Source organism: Geoalkalibacter subterraneus, assembly GCF_000827125.1.
Lineage (GTDB): Bacteria > Desulfobacterota > Desulfuromonadia > Desulfuromonadales > Geoalkalibacteraceae > Geoalkalibacter_A > Geoalkalibacter_A subterraneus.
In genome coordinates this window covers 1629926-1648341 of the sequence record NZ_CP010311.1, presented here as the reverse complement: position 1 = coordinate 1648341, position 18416 = coordinate 1629926, and the positions used below count along the sequence as shown (strand labels likewise).

The following is an 18416-nucleotide window of genomic DNA, read 5'->3' as shown; positions in this document are numbered from 1 at the left end:
GAGGCCTGTAAGGTGATTATTCGTACCCCAGATCTCTGACCTGATATTCATCGCGGGTCCAGTTGCGCCTCACCCGCACGAACAGCTCAAGATAGACACGTGTCCCGAGCATTGCCTCGATGGCGCCGCGGGCATCTTCGCCGATGCGGCGGATCATGCTGCCGCGGGTGCCGATCAGAATGCGCTTGTGAGCTTCGCGTTCGACCTGGATGGTCGCCTCGATGTGGATCAGATTCTTTTCCGGCTTCTCGGTAAATGATTCAACCACAACAGCACATCCGTAAGGGATCTCGTCCCGCGTCAGGCGCATGATCTTCTCCCGGATAAACTCCGCGCAGATAAAGCGCTCCGGCAGATCGGTCACCTGGTCCTCCGGGTAATATCTGGGGCCCTTGGGCAGATAGCCGATGGTCACCTCAAGTAACCGCTCGAGATTTTCGCCGGTTTCCGCACTGACCGGTATGATTTCAGCGAAAGTGTGTTCGCGGTGCGCCGCCATGATCTCGAGCAGAACCGGTTTGGGAACCAGGTCGATCTTATTGATCACGAGAAACGCGGGGCGCCCCCCCTGCAGAACCCTGGCCACAAGATCCTCGTCGCACACGGCTCCGGCAGTGGCGTCCACCAGGTAGAAAATCAGGTCCGAAGCGCCGCGTGTCGCGAGGGCCTGCTCGACCATGTAGCGGTGCAGGGGGCCGCGCGCCTGGTGAACACCCGGGGTATCCAGAAACAGAATCTGAGCCTGCGGCCGGTTGTAGATTCCAAGAATCCGGTTTCGCGTCGTTTGCGGCTTATTGGAGGTGATGCTGATCTTTTGACCGAGTATGCGGTTGAGCAGCGTCGATTTGCCGACATTGGGACGACCGATGATTCCGACAAAACCGGAACGAAGGTCCTGTTCACCCAAAGATTGATTCATGTCTTTCCTCTCTCGGGGTCTGCTGTAAAAGGGAATCAAGATGAAATAACCGATTTTCCACGGCCAGATGCTCGCGGCGCAGGTCATCGGAAATCTCAAAAACCAGGCCGGGTACCAAGCTGCGCAATTTCTCGATATTTGTCCGGCGGTGCCCCAGGATATCCCCCAGATCCGCTCTCGAAACCCGGACGCGAAAAGGCTTCGTTCCATTCTGCAAGGGGGACAGAAGGCTCATCAGGGCACCGTACCACAGCCGCGATCGAACCAGTTGTCCAAACGCGGGATGATGGGGGCCGGCGGCGACTCCCCCGCGCTCCAGCGCATCAACCTGCTGCAACCCCAGCCGGATGACCGGCATTGATTGCCGGCGACACTCTTTGAGCATATCGGCGCAGATATCAACCGCCTCATTCAGCGACCAGGGCCGATACAGACCGCGACGCCACAAAGACTCCAATTCGGTGCCGGGAAAAACCACCGTCGGGTAGATGCGTAAAAAGTCGGGGCGGGCTTCAAATGCCGTGCGGAGAGAAAAAAGCGCTTCATCAAAAGAACTTCCGGGCAGCCCCGGCATGAGCTGCAAACCGATTTTCATCCCGTTTTTCCGCAGCCGCTCTATCGCATCCAGAGTAGAAGCGGCGTCATGACCCCGTCCGGCAGCATTCAGCACGCGATCATCGAACGACTGCGCCCCGATCTCAACGGTCGTCACTCCGTGTCTTACCAGAAATTCCACCTGGCAATCTTCAAGAGCATCGGGGCGGGTGGAAACCCGGACCCCGCGAACAAGTCCGCGGTTCACGTAACCCAGGGCAAGCTCGAGCAATGCCTTCTGTTCGCCAGGCGGCAGCAGGGTAAAGGTGCCTCCATAGAAGGCGATCTCACCCTCCCCCGGTCCCTCCTCCGGAATCATGTCTGCGAGATCGCTCTCGATCCGGTCATGCTCAAAGGCACAAAACTGCTGCGTCGTCCGCCTCTGGTCGCAGAAGCAGCAACGGTGCGGACAACCATGATGAGGCAGAAAAATGGGGAAAACCTGCATTGTCAGACTTCCAGCGCTTCAAGTGCCTGACATGCCGCCGCCTGCTGCGCAGCTTTCTTGGTGCGCCCCTGCCCCTGACCTACAACCTCGCCATCGAAGACCACCTCGGCCCGATAGATCCGGTCATGCTCAGGTCCCGTTACCGAGACCATCCGATATGCGGGGGGACGTCCATAGCGTCCCTGAAAGTGTTCCTGCAGCCGGGTTTTGTAGTCAGTCCACGCCGAAAGGCCCTGTGCCGCTTCGATCCGTTCACGCAGAAGTCTCTCGGCAACATCGGTTGCCGCATCGAATCCTCCATCGCGAAAAACAGCACCGAGCAGCGCTTCAAACGCATTGGAGAGCAGGCTGGCCTTGCGGCGTCCGCCGCTGCGATCTTCGCCGCGTCCAAAAAGAAGCGCTTCACCGAGTTCCAGCTGTTGCGCCACGACAGCCAACCCCTTTTCACTGACCACCTCGGCCCGGATGCGGGTCAGATCTCCTTCAGGCAGGTCGGGATACCGATCAAAAATAAAACGGCTGACCGCCAGCTGCAAAACAGCATCACCGAGAAATTCGAGACGTTCATTGTAGTCTCCGCGTCCTTCCATGGCCTCGTTGACATAGGAGCGATGGGTCAAAGCGGTTCGGAGCAGATCCTTGCACGCAAAGCAATAGCCAATACGTTTTTCAATTTCTGCGGGGTTAAATTCCGGGGTCATGGAATGACTTGCGCCTCTGATCTTCCGTGGATGATAAAAACCGAATCTGTAACTTTAACAGAATCGAACAACTGCGTATAGCCTGAAATTGCCGTGAAAAATAGGTACATGCCGAAGCGACGGTCCTATATTGTCGGCGAATTTCCAGGCTTTTTCCTTGATTCCCTTTCGGTCTATCCATTAGTATTCAAGTTTTATGGTGTCGTACATATATACGACCATGCTCCGGCAAGTTTGACCGTTAAAAGCATCGGAGCTTTGCGATTTTCTGAAAGACACAAATGCCATGTCATTTTTCATTACCTTCGAAGGCATCGAAGGCAGCGGCAAAACAACTCAGATCAAACGGCTGACGGAGACACTTCGCCTACAGGGCCGATCCGTGGTCACCACACGCGAACCCGGTGGCTGTGCCATAGCCGACGCGATCCGCGCCATACTGCTTGATGCGCGCAACAACGCCCTGGTTCCCCGTGCGGAACTGCTTCTTTACGCTGCGGCCCGTGCACAGCACGTCGAAGAAGTAATCCGGCCCGCCCTGAACCAGAACCGCATCGTTCTGTGCGATCGCTTCAGCGATGCCACCCTGGCGTACCAGGGGCATGGCCGCCGCCTCCCCCTGGACATGGTCAGGCAACTCAATGCGCTGGCCATTGATGATATTCACCCGCACCTGACCCTGTTGTTCGATCTGCCGGTAGAAACCGGCCTGTCCCGGGCCATGGAGCGCATCGCCCGAAGCGACGGCCCTGCTGAAGACCGCTTTGAACAGGAGTCCCTGGCGTTCCACCAACGCATTCGCGAAGGATACCTGGAGCTGGCGCGGCAATCCCCGGAGCGCTTTCGGCTGATTCGTGCCGATGCACCGCCGCAGGACGTGACCCGGCAGGTCTTGAGCGCAGTCAACGATGCACTGTCGCATAATCAAGGGGATGAAGGATGACCTTCTCCCGCATCCTCGGCCACGACCGGCAGAAAGACATTCTGCGCCGGGTGCTCGCATCCGGTCGGCTGGCTCATGCTTATCTTTTCAGCGGGCCTGATGGGGTTGGCAAGAGACTGATGGCACTTGCGCTGGTGCGGGCCGTCTTTTGCGAGAGGGGCGGATGCGGAGATTGCGTCGCCTGCCGCAAGGTCGATCATTTCAACCATCCGGACCTGCATCTGCTTGAGCCGGACGGCAATTACATCAAAATCGGACAGGTACGATCCATCCAGCGGGAGTTTTCCTATCGCCCCCTGGAAAGCCCGCGCAAGGTCTGCCTGATCGAAAAACCCGAAAAGATGCAGACGGCTGCGGCCAATGCACTGCTCAAGACACTGGAAGAGCCCACTGGGGAGGCTCTTTTTATACTGCTGAGCGCACACCCCGAGCAGATACTTTCAACCATCCGCTCCCGCTGCCAGCCTCTGCCGTTTTCGCGGATTCCCGTCGACCTGCTCAAGAATGATCTCATGCATCGCCTTGATCTTGACGAGCAGCAGGGGCATTTACTGGCGGCACTGTCGGAGGGCAGCTTTAAAAAAGCCCTGGGGCGTGATCGCGAACTGTTCCTCGACTTGCGCCGCGACTTTCTCAAGACCGTGACCGCCTTATCGCCCGGCAGTGTGCTGCCGTTGTTCGAATTGTCGCGGGCACGTTCCGACGACAAGGAGAGCCTGCCGGAATATCTCGAAATCTTGCGGGCTTTTTACCGGGATGTGCTTCTGACACTCCATGGTCGCCCGGTCGAAGACCTGGTCAATATCGATCTCATGGAAAAAATCCGTCGTATTGCCGGGAAGGAAACAGTTAGTTCAACTCTGAACAAAATCGAAGCAATTCAGGAGGCATTGCACCTTCTGGAGCGCAACGTCAATCGACAACTCGTCATGGACAATCTTCTGCTGCGGCTGTGCGTCTGAACCCCCGCCTTTCAGGCAAAGGATCCGTCCCATTATGACTTCTGTGACAGGAAATACATCCACCACCATGATTCGTGTCTTATCAATTAAATTCCGCGATGCCGGCCGTCTTTACGATTTCGACGCCGGCGATCTTGAACTCAGCAAAGGCGATCAGGTTGTGGTCGAAACCGAACGTGGCCGCGCCCTGGGCCTGGTTGTCACACCTCCACACGAGGTTGCCCCGGAAAACCTCAACGATTCGCTCAAAAAGGTTCTGCGCAAAGCCACAGACGAAGACCTGGCCATCGACGCCCGCTACAAGGATCAGGAGCAGCAGGCCTTTGAGTACTGCAAAAAGCGCATCGAAGAACGCGGCATGGACATGAAGCTGGTTCGGGCCGAGTACCTTTTTGAAGGATCGAAGGTCATTTTTTATTTCACCGCCGACGGCCGCGTCGACTTCCGCGAACTGGTCAAGGATCTGGCCCACAATCTTCACACCCGCATTGAGATGCGCCAGATCGGCGTGCGCGACGAAGCCAAACTGCTCGGCGGAGTCGGAGTCTGCGGACGGGAGCTGTGCTGCTGCACTTTCCTGCGTGAATTCAATCCGGTTTCCGTCAAAATGGCCAAAGAGCAGGGGCTGGCCCTGAATCCCGGAAAAATCTCCGGGCAATGCGGTCGTTTGCTGTGCTGTCTCGGCTATGAATACGAAACTTATTGCCATCTCAAGCGCAGAATGCCTAAAATCGGCCGCATCATCAAACTCGGCAAGCGCGAGGCGATGGTGTTGAGCGTCGATATTTTTGCCGGTAAAGTTAAAGTGCGCCTCGACGATGGGAAGGATGCTGTTCTTACCGCTCGCGATATCGAACTGGGGGAAATCCCCGACGCCTCCCCCCCGGCTGCTGAGGAAATTCCACTGCATCCGGCGCTCAAGAGCCCGGACGGCAAGCAGGAAAAGGAACAACGCAGACCAAAACCTGATCAGGAGAAAAAGATAGATCAGGAAAAAGGCGGAAAGCCGGAGCAGAAAGGGCCCGCCGATGCCGGCTCTGAACAAAAGAGCAAGCGCAAGCGCCGTGGACGGTCGTCCCGCGGACGTAGCAGAAAAAAAGAGGACACTTCACGCTCCGCGGAAAATCCATCCGCACCGGCCAAACCCAGACAGGAGTCTGCAGACAAACCGGAAAAGCGCCGTCCTGAAAAATCCGTCAAAGCCGATTCCACACCCAACCGGGATGAACAGCAGAAAGGCGGCCAACCCGGCCAGCAGGGACAGCCCGCCAAACCGCGCAGCGGCGAAAAAAAACGCCGACCGCGTCGCCGCCCCCGGAAAAAAGACCAGTAACAGGAGATTATGAGCATGCCGCAGCCATTTTACATCACAACTCCCATTTATTACGTCAACGACGTTCCTCACATCGGTCACGCCTACACCACCCTGGCCTGCGACGTGATGGCCCGCTATAAGAGGGCCCGCGGACACGAGGTATTCTTCCTCACCGGAACCGACGAACACGGCCAGAAGGTCGAAAAGGCGGCTCAAGCCAAGGGAGAAACACCCAACGAGCTTGCCGACCGGGTCGTGAAACGCTTTCAGGCCCTGTGGGAGCGGCTCAACATCTCGCACACCGATTTCATCCGAACCACCCAGGAGCGCCACAAAAAGGGGGTTCACAAGCTCTTTGAAATCATCGAATCCAAGGGGGACATCTATCTCGGCGAGTATGTAGATTGGTACTGCACTCCCTGTGAAACATTCTGGACCGAAACCCAGTTGATGGACGGCAGCTGCCCCGATTGCGGCCGTCCGACGGAAAAGCTCAAGGAAGAATCCTATTTCTTCCGCATGAGCAAGTACCAGGATGCTCTGCTCAAGCATATCGAGGAAAACCCCGACTTCATCCAGCCCAAGTCACGCCGCAACGAGATCCTGAGCTTTGTCCGCGAGGGACTGCGCGATCTGTCCATCTCTCGCACCACATTTTCCTGGGGACTTCCGGTTCCCGGCAACGACAAACATGTGATTTACGTGTGGTTCGACGCCCTTTCCAATTACATCACCGCGCTGGGCTACCCTGATGATCCCGACGGAAACTTCAGCAAGTTCTGGCCGGTCGATGTTCATATGATCGGCAAGGACATCCTGCGTTTTCACACCGTTTACTGGCCCACCTTCCTACTGGCCGCAGGCATCCCCCTGCCGAAAAGAGTTTTTGCTCACGGCTGGTGGACAGTCGAAGGGCAGAAAATGAGTAAAAGCCTGATGAATGTTGTGGAACCGAACATGCTGGTGGACAAATACGGCGTGGACGCCATCCGCTACTTTCTCATGCGCGAAGTGCCGTTCGGCCTTGACGGTGATTTCTCCCACCAGGCGTTGACCAACCGCATCAATTCGGATCTGGCCAACGACCTGGGCAACCTGGTGAGCCGGACCACCGCCATGATCAACAAATATTTCAACGGGGAACTGCCGCCGCCGGCCGCGGCAGACGATATGGACAGCGAATTCGTCGCGCGCTTCCCCAACAGCCTGCTAACGCTTGATCGCCACATGGACGATCTGGCCTTTCACAAGGCTCTGCAGACCATCTGGGAGCTGATCAGCGCCGCCAACCGCTACATCGATCAGACGGCACCCTGGGTTCTAGCCAAAGATCCGGCCGACCGCGAACGCCTCGCAACGGTCATGTACAACCTGGCGGAGGCCAGCCGCATCATTGGGCTGATGATTTCCCCTTTCATGCCGGACACTTCCGAGAAGATTCTCGACATCCTCGGCTGCGACCCGAACGATCCGAAGCTGCGCGGACGCGATATCTGGGGCGGTTTGAACGCCGGAACGAAAATCGAAAAAGCAGCGCCCCTGTTTCCGCGTATAGAGCGGGAGTAGAAACCGCGCACCCAAATGGTGCCCGTCCTGAAAATCGAACGAATCACGGGGGCGCCTTCTGCGCCCCTTGTTTTTGGAGAAAGCCGCATGACCCTGAAATCCACCCTGGTCGACACTCACGCTCATCTCGACGGCGGCAAGTTCGCAGCCGATCTCGATGAAGTCCTGGAAAGAGCCGCACAGAACGGCATCTCCAGAATGATCACCGTCGGCTGTGATATTGAAAGTTCCCGCCGCTGCCTCGACCTGGCCCGGCGCTATGCCAATATCTTTGTCGCAGTCGGAATTCATCCCCACGACGCCCTTCAGGCCGATGACGAAGGCCTTTCCGCGCTGGAAGAGCTGGCGCTCTCGGATCCGAAGGTCGTTGCCATCGGTGAAACCGGGCTGGATTTCTACCGCGACCGCGCACCCCGCGATATCCAGCGTCAGGCTTTCAGGCAACAAATTCGCCTGGCCAAACGACTGGGCAAACCGCTGATCATCCATGACCGGGATGCTCACGAGGAGATTATGCAGATCCTCAGCCAAGAAAACGCGGCGGAAATCGGCGGTGTGATTCACTGCTTCTCCGGCGATACGGATATGGCCCGCACCTGTCTTGAGATGGGCTTCTACATCTCCTTCCCCGGCACTCTGACCTACCCGAAAAACGAGGCGCTGCGGGAAGTGGCACGAGCCATCCCCGTCGAGCGCCTGCTGGTGGAAACGGACTGCCCCTACCTGGCGCCTCAGCCCTATCGAGGCAAGCGCAACGAGCCGGCCTATGTGCGCTGCACAGCGGAAACGCTGGCAGAGGTCAAGGGCCTTTCCCTTGAAGATGTGGCCCGCATCACCACCCGCAACGCCATCAAGCTCTTCGGACTGGGACAGGTAGACCAATCGGGCGCAATTGCCTACGCCATCCGCAACTCGCTCTATCTCAATATCACCAACCGCTGCACCAACGCCTGCAGTTTCTGCGCGAAGTTTCGCGATTTCACCGTCAAGGGGCACCCTCTTCAGCTTCAGCATGAGCCGGATTTCGAGGAAGTCATCGCCGCCATTGGCGATCCTTCCACCTATGATGAGGTGGTTTTCTGCGGATATGGAGAGCCCCTGCTGAGGCTTGAGTTGGTCAAGGAAGTTGCCGCGTGGCTGAAAAAGAAGGGGAAAAAGGTTCGCATCAACACCGACGGCCAGGCCAACCTGGTACATGAACGCAACACTCTACCCGAGCTTGAAGGGCTGGTCGATGCGGTGTCGGTTTCACTCAATGCCGCCGATGCCGAAACCTACCTGAAGATATGCCATTCAACTTTCGGCGAAAAAGCGTACGAGGGGGTCAAGGATTTCATCCGGGAGGCACTGCGCTACATCCCATCGGTGACCGCCAGCGTAGTCACCGTGCCGGGGCTCGACGTGGAGGCCTGCAGGCGGGTGGCGGAAGATCTCGGCGCAATGTTCCGCGCCCGGGAATATAACGAGGTAGGATAGAAAAATCCCCGGATAAAAACAACTTATCCGGGGATTTTTAGATTTTATTTGAATGTGTCCAGGATGTAGCGCCCGACATCCAGTGCCAGATCTTCGGGAATAGTTTGTTCATTGAATGCCGGCATGCCTGGGCCTGGATCACGCATGATCTTCACGATATCCTCAGCCGTCGCAATTCCCTTGGCTTCAAGAGAGGCTTTTTTGAGATTTTTTTCGGAATTGATGATATTGCCGCCGTTGGGGTGACAGGAGGCACAATGCTTTTCATAGGTCTGCTGAGCAACCGTGGAGTCATAATCGCTTGAGGCTGCAGCGTTCTCGGCCCGTCGTTCTACTTCCTGAGCTTTTGGGGCATCAGCGACCTCCTGACGTTCGCTGCAGCCCGACAGCATCATAAAACCAAAAGCAGCAGCAACGGCCGTGACTTTTACCAGATATCGGTCTTTCATATAAAATCCTCCTCGAATAATATCAGCCGGAATAAGCAGATTCCGAACCGTCGGTCACAATCTTACCGCGATTATTCGAATTTGCATCCTCTCCTCTTCGCTTTTTCCTTTTTCCAACTAACCACCATCATACTTGAAGCGACATGTCCGGATCAGCCAGACATTTGTGTGTTTTGCTGAAATAAAGAGACGGCTGCGTTCTGACCTGCCAGTCGGCCTCGCGGAACAGATCGGCACACCCTTGGACGGACAATCCGCGCCCCTCTTCAGTTTTTTCCTTGATGTCGCGGGGGTTGGCCCCGGTCTCCGCCCAGAAAAGGCTGGCACCTGCCGCTGCGGCAAGGCTGCAGGGTTCATGGGAGCAGTTTCCGGTGACACTGCGCGGGGTGGCGATGCGGGTTACAGCGACAATCTGGCTCATGCGCAGCTCGGAGATCATGCCGTGCTTCTCCAGCTTCGATCCCGGAATCGTGATGCGGCGTGCAGCACCGCTGAATGCGGGGTCGAAGGAGCCGGCCAGCATGATATGCTCAGCGATCTCCTCGTTGGAATGCTCAGGCCCGATGGGCTCGACACAGGTACCCACAATCAGGCCTGCTTCCTGAAAATTGCGGATGCTGCGCAATCTCTGTTTTTTGGGGGCGCGGGTCGCAGATCCCTCGCCAATTCGCACCGCGTGGTACACGCCATGGAACCCGCTCTCCTTCATTCGTTTCGCGTTCTCCAGACTCATATCACCAACATTGGCGATCAGAAGAGTTGAAGGGTCAAGAGCCCTGCGAACTTCCTGGGCGGTTTCGAGCAATCGCTCAAAACCGTAATCGGCGGTCGCCATCATCAACACCGCGGCATTTTCACGGTTGGAGTCAAACAGCTTGGCAGATTCCACAGCCTGCTCGGCACTGATCTGGGTCTGTTCCCTGAAAATCTCATACTCGGACGAAAAGGAGCAGAACTGGCAGTTGATAGGACAGGGCGCAAGATTGAGAGCAAACTGTCCCTGGACTTCGGCCTGATTGTCTGTCAGTTCGCGGGAAATACGCGATCCCTCAGCCATCAGCCTCATGGTCTGCTCAGATACGCTGGGAAAAGAGAGCATGGCGACAATCTCTTCTCGGCTGAACGGCTCCTGGGCACGGGATTTTTCGATAAGCGTTTCAATATTCAAAGGAACTCTCCTGGATCTGAAATGGGCGTATTGAAATATCTTGAAGACCGGGCCCCTATCTTGTCACGCCATTCATCAGCCGGTCAACCGAATCACGCACAGACTCCAATGACAGAAATAGGCTTACCCGATACACGTGAACACTATTTACGGAGGGATAAGATTCCCTCCCTTGCATATCACATCACGAATCGTAAGCTATTAAGATAACCTGAACTCTATAGAGGGACAATCATGGAAAAACCTGTCACTTTCTGGAAAGCCGATAGCCAGTCGGAAAGACTGAACGAACTGATCACTCACGAAGAAGATATCAAGGAACGCCCCCTGCGGCGCGATGTACGCTCCCTGGGGATGCTGCTCGGGGTCGTACTGCGCGAGCAGGCCGGCGAGCATATTTTCAATACCGAAGAGTTGCTGCGCAAAAAATCGATTCGCCATCGCGAGCTGTGCAACAACGACCAGGGCGAGGCCTTAGGATGCCCTGAGGAATTGCAGCTGGAAGAAGAATCCAAACAGTTGGTGGCGCAATTGTCCCTGCATGACGCCCATCAGGTCATCAAGGCTTTCGGCGTTTTTTTCGAACTTACAAACCTTGCCGAAACCAACCACCGAAAACGCCGCCGTCGCGCGACCCGCCTGGAGCACGGCGGCGACAAGCCGGGATCGCTGCGCGGCACCCTGCAGCGCATGAAGGATGCCGGTATCGACACCTCGGCTGCCCGCGATTTCCTGTCATGCATCCAGGTGGTACCGGTTTTTACCGCCCACCCCACCGAGGTGGCGCGGCGTGTAGTGCGTTATAAACGCCGCCGCATCGACCGCATTCTGGAACAGCTTGACCGCCTGCCGTTGTCCGTCACCGAGGCGGCCCGTCGCCAGGATGAAATTCTCAGTGAGATCACGGCGCTGTGGCAGACCGATGAGGTGCGCCGCCGTCAGCCTTCCGTAGGCGACGAAATCCGCATGGGAATCGATCATTACCGGGAATCGCTGGTGGAGCCGCTGCCCGATTTCTACCGCGATCTGGCCGAAGCATTCAGCGAGGTTTACGGTGAGGAGGTCCTCCCGGCGGACCTGCCCTCCTTGATCCGATTCGGCTCATGGATCGGTGGAGACCGCGACGGCAACCCCTTCGTCACCCCGAGCGCTACCCGCGACGCGCTGGAGCGGGCCCGCGAAACCATTCTGCGCATTTATGTGGACAATATGGAGGAGCTGCGTGAACTGCTGACCGCTTCAGCCTGCCGCGTCGGCGTTGCGCAGGAGCTGCTGGAAGCCATTGAGCAGGCGCTGCACAAATATCCGGAAGCGGCAACAATGACCGGTTCTTATCCCGACTGCGAGCACTACCGCAAGTTTCTGCGCATCGCATTGCATCGCCTGCAGAAAACCCTCGAAGACCCACGCCATCCCGAGGCCTACAAAAGCCCCGAGGAATTGACCGAAGAACTGCAGCTGGTGCGCCGCAGCCTCAGCGCCCATGACGGCGAACGTCTGGCGCGCAGCTACGTTGACCCGATCCTGCGTCGCCTGCAGACCTTCGGGTTTCATCTGCACACCCTCGATATACGGCAGCATGCCAAAGTCCATCGCGCTGCAGTGGAAGAGCTGGGGTCCGGTGCACGCATGCTTGAGCAAACAGAAAACGTCCTGGCCGGGGCACCGTCGGAGAAAACCCTGGAGCTGCTGGATACGCTGAAAACGATCGCGATCCTGAAACGCGACTATCCTCCGGCCTCAATCCGCAGTTACATTATCAGCGGTGCGACCTGTATCGAGGACGTGTTCAATCTGCTGTGGCTGTGCAACATCAGCGGCATCAGAGTCAAAGGCGATCCAGAGTCCAAAGACCCGGGACTGATGCCGGTGCCCCTGTTTGAATCCATCGAGGATCTGCGCAACGCTCCGCAGATTTGTCGTGACCTGTGGACGACCCCTGATTACACCCCGCTGCTCGACTCCTGGGATCGCCACCAGGAAATCATGCTGGGCTACTCCGACTCCAACAAGGACGGCGGGATGCTCACCAGCACCTGGGAGATCTTCAAAGCCCATCGCGACCTGCATCGGGTTGCGGCCGAGTGCAACGTCAAGCTGACCCTGTTTCACGGACGCGGCGGCACGGTGGGGCGCGGCGGCACCCCGACCCACCGCGCTATTGTCGCCCAGCCTGCCGGAGCCTTTACCGGCAGCCTCAAAATCACCGAACAGGGCGAGGTCATCAATTTCAAGTACGCCGATGCGGCCCTGGCGCTGCGCAATCTCGAGCTGATGACGGCAGCCTCCCTTGAAGCCCTCGCGCGCCCCGGCCTGGTAGATCCTGAACCACGCTCCGAATGGATAGAGGCTATGGATGAGATGTCGGCCACGGCATTCTCATTTTACCGCGCTCAGATTGCCGACAATCCCGACATCCTGCCCTATTTCGAGCAGGCCACGCCGGTACTGGAGTTCGATCTGGCCAAAATCGGATCGCGCCCGGCCCGCCGCAAGGACAATAGCAGCCTCGACGATCTGCGCGCCATTCCCTGGGGGTTCGGCTGGATCCAGAGCCGCCACATGATTCCCGGCTGGTTCTCCGTCGGACAAGCACTGCAAAGCTTTGCCGAAAAACATGATCATGGCCTGTCGCTTTTGCGTGAGATGATGCAGAAATTTCCCCTGTTCCGCGACATGATCCGCAACGTCGAAGTGGCCCTGGCCAAGGTCGATCTGCCCCTGGCCCGCCTTTATGCGGGACTGGTCGAAGATGACGCTTTGCGCGAGCGGGTTTTTACCCTGTTTGTCGAAGAATTCCGGCGCACCCGCTCCATGGTGCTGTCGGTAACCGGTCAGCAGGCGGTTCTTGAACGCACTCCGGACATGGCTCAGAGCCTGCGCCTGCGCAACCCCTATGTGGATCCCTTGAGCCTGATCCAGGTGGAACTGCTGCGACGCAAGCGCCGTGACGAACAAAACGATGAACTCAACTATGTGCTGGCGGCGACGATCAACGGCATTGCCGCCGGGCTGCGCAATACGGGGTGAGAGATCCGGAAGGGATCAGCGCGGAGAAAGATGGGAGAGGATATCGGCCATCAGCCCACTGATGGCACGGTATCGTTCCGGGCAGGCACCAGTTCACTGACGCAATTTTCGACCATAGCCTCGGCCGACTGCCTGGTCGTCGCGATTATTTCACCAATGAACCTTTTTCCCGCGACAAAGCTTCATGAATAATCCGGGTTTAGTAAAATACCGCCAGCCAGACCGTATCCTGATGCATATCGGTTCGCACCACACGATGCCTGCGGCGGGCAGGAATCACCAGCCAGTCGCCGGCGAGCAGGCGAAGGCGTTCGGCCGGATTCTGAAACTCCAGCTCAGCTTCCCCCTGCACCAGCAGCACGAACTCATGCTGCTCCTGGTCGTACCAGAAATCTTCCGGCGAACTGTGGCCACGGGAGACAATGCGCTCGATACGCACCTGCGCGTTGCCGGCCAGGGTCTGCAACAGTTCTGCAGGTAGAGAACCCGGAATATTGTGAAAAAGGTTCTGTTTGTTCATGATCCTCGATCGGTCGTAATCCGGCCCCATACAAAGAATTGTACAGAGGTTGCGCAATTGCGCTTTACAAAAATCTGACTCATTATTCGGCAGGTCGCGACGGAAAGCAAGCGCCAGATTCATCGCCTTTGAAGGAGCTCCTATGGGGTCTTCCTCACTCATCCTCCAGAAAGTCGACCCATTCCACCCTCAGGGTCGCCACGCCGAACTCCTCTTCCACCCTCCCCTTGAGCACGTAGGGCCGCAGGCGCGAGAGCTTGCGGCAGAAGCGCCCGTAGGCGGCAGGAAAAAATGTCGCGTCGAAGATGGCGGTGGTGTCTTCGAAGGAGACAAACTCCATGGGGCGGCCGTTTTTGTCCCGCACCCTCTTGCCGGTCACCCACCAGCCGATCATGGTGATGTAGCGCCCGGCCCATTTCTCCAGGGAGCGGGCGGGCACCGGCTTGAGGCGTTCGATCTGACGGCGGTAGAGGCGCAGCGGATGGCAGGACACCAGCATCCCCAGGGTTTCGACTTCCTGGGCAAGAACCTTTCTGTCGTCATAGGCGGGTGGTCTGGGCAGATCGAGTGCAGGGGCATCAAACAGCAGCCCCGTCTGCCCGACGGCATTCTGCCGCGAATCGGCAAGGCACTGCCACAGCAGAACCGGGCGACGTGACCGCCCCTCCAGCCCGTCGAAGCAACCGGCCTTGATCAGCCGCTGAACATCGACGCAATCGAGACGCACACGCTGCAGAAAATCCTGAAAATCACGGAAATTCCCACCTTTTTCACGTTCAACCAGCACCGCCTTGAGCGCCTTGTGCGAAAGCCCCTGAATCTGCATGAAACCGATGCGCAGTGCCCTGTCCCACCCAAGGTAGTGGTCCTTACTCTGATTGATGTCGGGCGGCAGAATGGTCAGCCCCATGCGGCGCGCTTCGGAGAGATAGGCCAGCGGAGAATAGAAACCGCCCCGGTTGGAGATGACCGCTGCCATGAACTGCGCCGGGTAATGGGTTTTGAGATAGGCCGATTTGCAGCTGACCAGGGCGTAGGAGGCCGAGTGCGGCTTGCAGAAGGAGTACCCGCCGAAGGAGAGAATCTGTTCCCACACCGCCTGCAGGGTTTTGTCGTCGATCTCTTTTTTACGGCCGCCGGCAAAGAATTTTTCCCGGTAATCCTTCAGCGTCTGCGCCTTGTGCTTCTTGCTGATGATTTTACGCAGCTGATCACCCTCAAACGCCGTGAAACCGGCCAGCGCCATGGCGATCTGGGTAATCTGCTCCTGGTAGATGGCGATGCCGTAGGTTTCCTCCAACACGGTGTCAAGCAGCGGGTGCAGAAAACGCCAGGACTTGCCGCGCATGCACGCGATAAATTCACGGATAAAGTTATTGGCAGCCGGTCGGATGATGGAAGACGCCATGACCAGGTGCTCGAAGAGAAAAGCGCCGTCCTCGGCCGGACCCTGCTCGAACATGCGCTTGAGCAGCTGCCGGGTGGCGGGCGATTCGATGTAGAAGCAGCCCATGGTCTCCCCCCGGCAGAGCAGCCTGCGGGTGCACGCATCCTCCAGCGGCTGCCAGCTGGCGTAGTCGATTTCGCGGCCGGTCTGCTCCTTGATGGCCTGCAGGGCATCGCGTATCACCGCCAGGGAGCGGTTGCCGAGGATATCGATCTTGACCAGCCCGGCGGCCTCGGCCTGGTCTTTCTCCCACTGGATCAGCGGCAGACCGCGGGCAGAGACTTCGACCGGGACGTAGCGGCGGATCTCATCGGGAACCACCACCAGCCCGCCGCAGTGCAGGCCGAGATAGCGCAGCTGCCCCTCAAGGCGGCTGGCAATGCGCAGCACCTGCTGCCAGTCTTCACTCAAAGAACGGTCCTGAAACAACGGATCACCCGAGATGGCCGCAGCAACGTCCCCGGCTCTGCAGTAGCCGGACAGCCGCGAGGTCACGGACTTGATCTCCGCCTCCTCAAAACCGAAGACCTTGGCCACCTCCCGCAATGACGAGCGCCCCTTGAAGCTGATCTGGTTGGCCACCATCGCCGCGCGCCGCGCGCCGTAGCGCCGGAAGGCGAAATCAAGGATGGCGTCACGCTCATCCCAGGGGAAGTCGATGTCGATATCCGGCGGGTCGAGACGCCCTTCGTTGAGAAAGCGCTCAAAGAACAGATTGTACGCCAGGGGATCGACATGGGTGATGCCCAGGGTGTAGGCCACCAGCGACGCCGCTGCGCTGCCGCGCCCGCAGGTGCGGGGCGACTGGCGGGCCAGCTCCTCCACCACCAGGAAGTAATGGGCAAAGCCCTTGGCGAAGATCAGGTCCAGCTCCCTGCGCAGCCGTTCCTCGACGCGTGCGTCGATGTCGCCGTAGCGCCGGCGGGCTCCCGCCCGGGCCCGGGCTTCAAGAACGGCAAACGCCTCATCATCGCTCAGACCGTTGAACGCGGGGAATATGGTGGTGCTGAAATCCCAGTCGGTGCGGCAGCGGGCGGCAATCTCCAGTGTGTTGTCCAGCGCCTGCGGGCAGTGGGGGAAAAACTGCGCCAGCTGTGCAGCCGACATCAGGCGGTCGCCCTCCCCCGCTACATCTGCAGGCGTCAGGCGCGAAAGCCGGGTGTTAAGAGCTATGGCCCGCAGGACGCGGTGAGTTTCGTAGTCTTCGTCGTCGAGCAGCAGCGCGCGCGTGGTGGCGACCGGCGGCAGCCTCAGCTCCCGCGCAAGGGCCAGGGCGCGGTGCATCTGATGGCCCGGAGACAGTTCCACGTAGAGCCCGGCGCGGTTTTGACGGCACAGCAAACGCAACACCTGAGCATCATCGCTGATCACCGTCAGGCCGCGCCGTGCATGGCTCAAGCTGTGGGCCAGGTCGAAATCATCCCGGCAGTGCAGATCCGAAAGCAGGCGGCACAGGTGGGCATATCCGGTCTCATCTTCGGCCAGCAGTACTGCCCGATGGCCGGCGGTGTACACCTCGGCGCCGATGATCGGTTCGAGTCCGCAGGATCGGGCGGCTTCAATAAAATTTGGTACGCCGTAAAGGCCGTTGCGATCCGTCAGCGCCAACGACCTGATCCCCAGGGAGCGAGCCGCAGCGCAGATGTCAGGCAGAGAGCGCACACCCCACTGGGGGGAGCTGGCTGAATGGACGTGCAGGGCGGCGTAGTTCATAAAGGCAGGGTGCGGCCGCGACGCACGGCCGCCATACCGTATTTGTCGCGCACTTGGTCAAGGGCCTGCTGCAGAGCGGCCTGGCGCGGCGAAGGCCCGCTGCGGGTGAACAGGTCGACCTGCGAAATGACGGGACACAGCTGCCGGCACTCCAGGCGCATCCCCTTGATACGCACCCGTCTCTCGCAAACCCGTTTCAAAAGATCCTCGGCCGCCGTGTAGAGTTCAGGATCATGATTACAGGGAATATCCAATGCCGTCCGGCGCTGATGGCTGACGCCGTCGGCGTAGGTCAGGCAAAGAACAATCTCCGCCGTCATGCGGCGCAGGCGACGCAGACGACGGCCGCAGGCTTCCACCAGCTGGCACAGCGCGGCAAGCAGTACCAGATCGTCGTTATCCTGGCGCGCCAGCAAGGTTTCCTCCGCTACTTGCGGAGATTTCTGCGGCGGACGCACCGCGCTGGGGTCGATGCCGCGGGCGCGCTGATGCAGAAGCGGCGCAAAGGCCCCGACCACAAGCCGCATCTGCGCCACGGACAGGGCGGCCAGCTCCTGTACGAAGCGGATATTGAGATCCTGCAGCAGCCCGGTCTGACGGGTCGGACCAACCCCCGGCAGAACCGTCGTCGGCAGCGGGCCGATAAAGCTCTGCTCGGCGCCGCGCAGCACGTCGCACACGCCGGGGCGCTCCAGGCAGCCGGCGGCGATGCGCGCCACCAGCTTGTTGCCGGCCACACCGACATTGCCGCTCAAGCGCAGCCGCTGCCGCAGGTCTTTCTCCAGGCGCGCGGCCACGTCGCGCCCCGGCCCAAGAAGACGGCTGCAGCCGGTCAGATCGAGAAACAACCGCCCTCCGTCGCCGGGTTCCACCACCGGCGTATAGTCGCCGCCCAGCCGCTGCAGGGCTTGATTGCCGCGGGCCAGCAGGTGGGGGTCGGGCGGCAGAACATGAAGCGCCGGACATAGAAGACGAGCGCGGTGGGCAGACATCCCTTCATACACCCCTTCGGCCTGCGCCTCGCTCGAAACGCACTGCAGCAGAGCGCGCGACGAAGGGCCCGAAGAAACAGCAACCGGTCGTTCACGCAGAGACGCATCGACCACCCTCGCCAGGGAAACGGCAAAGGCCGGCACAGCCAGATGAACGATATCACGCGCCATGG

Annotated in this window: 15 protein-coding genes; 7 read left to right on the top strand and 8 right to left on the bottom strand. The window is 58.7% G+C overall.

The window, feature by feature from the left end:
* Positions 1-16: 16 nt before the first annotated feature.
* The 3 genes from era to rnc are packed head-to-tail and all read right to left on the bottom strand — an operon-like array spanning position 17 to position 2662.
* A complete protein-coding gene (gene era, locus GSUB_RS07530; RefSeq protein WP_435051171.1) occupies positions 17-907 on the bottom strand; it encodes a GTPase Era in 891 nt (296 codons plus the stop codon).
* Complete coding sequence (locus tag GSUB_RS07525) at positions 900-1961, bottom strand: elongator complex protein 3 (protein ID WP_052464737.1); 1062 nt, start codon at positions 1959-1961, stop codon at positions 900-902. Before GSUB_RS07525 ends, era begins: the two co-directional genes overlap by 8 nt.
* Before the next feature lie 2 nt (positions 1962-1963).
* Entirely contained in the window at positions 1964-2662 is a 699-nt protein-coding gene (gene rnc / locus GSUB_RS07520; RefSeq protein ID WP_040200036.1) for a ribonuclease III, read from the bottom strand.
* 286 nt (positions 2663-2948) lie between these two features.
* Here rnc and tmk point away from each other — a divergent pair, with 286 nt between their 5' ends.
* The 5 genes from tmk (at position 2949) to GSUB_RS07495 (ending at position 8924) form a co-directional block, all read left to right on the top strand.
* Entirely contained in the window at positions 2949-3605 is a 657-nt protein-coding gene (gene tmk / locus GSUB_RS07515) for a dTMP kinase (RefSeq protein WP_040200035.1), read from the top strand.
* Positions 3602-4567 (top strand): DNA polymerase III subunit delta', encoded by a 966-nt coding sequence (gene holB / locus GSUB_RS07510; RefSeq protein ID WP_040200034.1) that lies wholly within the window; start codon positions 3602-3604, stop codon positions 4565-4567. The genes tmk and holB overlap by 4 nt, the downstream gene beginning before the upstream one ends.
* Before the next feature lie 34 nt (positions 4568-4601).
* Positions 4602-5900 (top strand): PSP1 domain-containing protein, encoded by a 1299-nt coding sequence (locus GSUB_RS07505; protein ID WP_235269921.1) that lies wholly within the window; start codon positions 4602-4604, stop codon positions 5898-5900.
* A gap of 15 nt (positions 5901-5915) precedes the next feature.
* A complete protein-coding gene (metG, locus tag GSUB_RS07500) occupies positions 5916-7448 on the top strand; it encodes a methionine--tRNA ligase (protein ID WP_040200032.1) in 1533 nt (510 codons plus the stop codon).
* An 87-nt stretch (positions 7449-7535) separates the two neighbouring features.
* Positions 7536-8924: a TatD family hydrolase gene (locus tag GSUB_RS07495; RefSeq protein ID WP_040202247.1), complete on the top strand. Its 1389-nt coding sequence runs from the start codon at positions 7536-7538 to the stop codon at positions 8922-8924.
* 44 nt (positions 8925-8968) lie between these two features.
* Here GSUB_RS07495 and GSUB_RS17995 read toward each other — a convergent pair whose 3' ends face one another.
* A complete protein-coding gene (locus GSUB_RS17995; RefSeq protein ID WP_052464735.1) occupies positions 8969-9373 on the bottom strand; it encodes a c-type cytochrome in 405 nt (134 codons plus the stop codon).
* A 127-nt stretch (positions 9374-9500) separates the two neighbouring features.
* Positions 9501-10541, bottom strand: coding sequence for a radical SAM protein (locus tag GSUB_RS07485; RefSeq protein ID WP_040200030.1), 1041 nt, complete (start codon positions 10539-10541; stop codon positions 9501-9503).
* A gap of 234 nt (positions 10542-10775) precedes the next feature.
* On the opposite strand from GSUB_RS07485, the gene ppc reads away from it, so the two are divergent.
* Both ppc and GSUB_RS19385 read left to right on the top strand, forming a co-directional pair.
* Positions 10776-13571, top strand: coding sequence for a phosphoenolpyruvate carboxylase (gene ppc, locus GSUB_RS07480; protein WP_040200028.1), 2796 nt, complete (start codon positions 10776-10778; stop codon positions 13569-13571).
* A 30-nt stretch (positions 13572-13601) separates the two neighbouring features.
* Positions 13602-13763, top strand: a complete 162-nt coding sequence (locus GSUB_RS19385; protein WP_158414058.1) for a hypothetical protein — start codon at positions 13602-13604, stop codon at positions 13761-13763.
* 7 nt (positions 13764-13770) lie between these two features.
* Here GSUB_RS19385 and GSUB_RS07475 read toward each other — a convergent pair whose 3' ends face one another.
* The 3 genes from GSUB_RS07475 to GSUB_RS07465 all read right to left on the bottom strand — a co-directional run bounded on the left by GSUB_RS07475 (position 13771) and on the right by GSUB_RS07465 (position 18414).
* Entirely contained in the window at positions 13771-14091 is a 321-nt protein-coding gene (locus GSUB_RS07475) for a cupin domain-containing protein (RefSeq protein WP_040202243.1), read from the bottom strand.
* Positions 14092-14245: 154 nt separating this feature from the next.
* Positions 14246-17251, bottom strand: a complete 3006-nt coding sequence (locus GSUB_RS07470) for a DNA polymerase III subunit alpha (RefSeq protein WP_040200026.1) — start codon at positions 17249-17251, stop codon at positions 14246-14248.
* Complete coding sequence (locus GSUB_RS07465) at positions 17248-18414, bottom strand: DNA polymerase Y family protein (protein ID WP_040202242.1); 1167 nt, start codon at positions 18412-18414, stop codon at positions 17248-17250. The genes GSUB_RS07470 and GSUB_RS07465 overlap by 4 nt, the downstream gene beginning before the upstream one ends.
* Positions 18415-18416 lie beyond the last annotated feature (2 nt).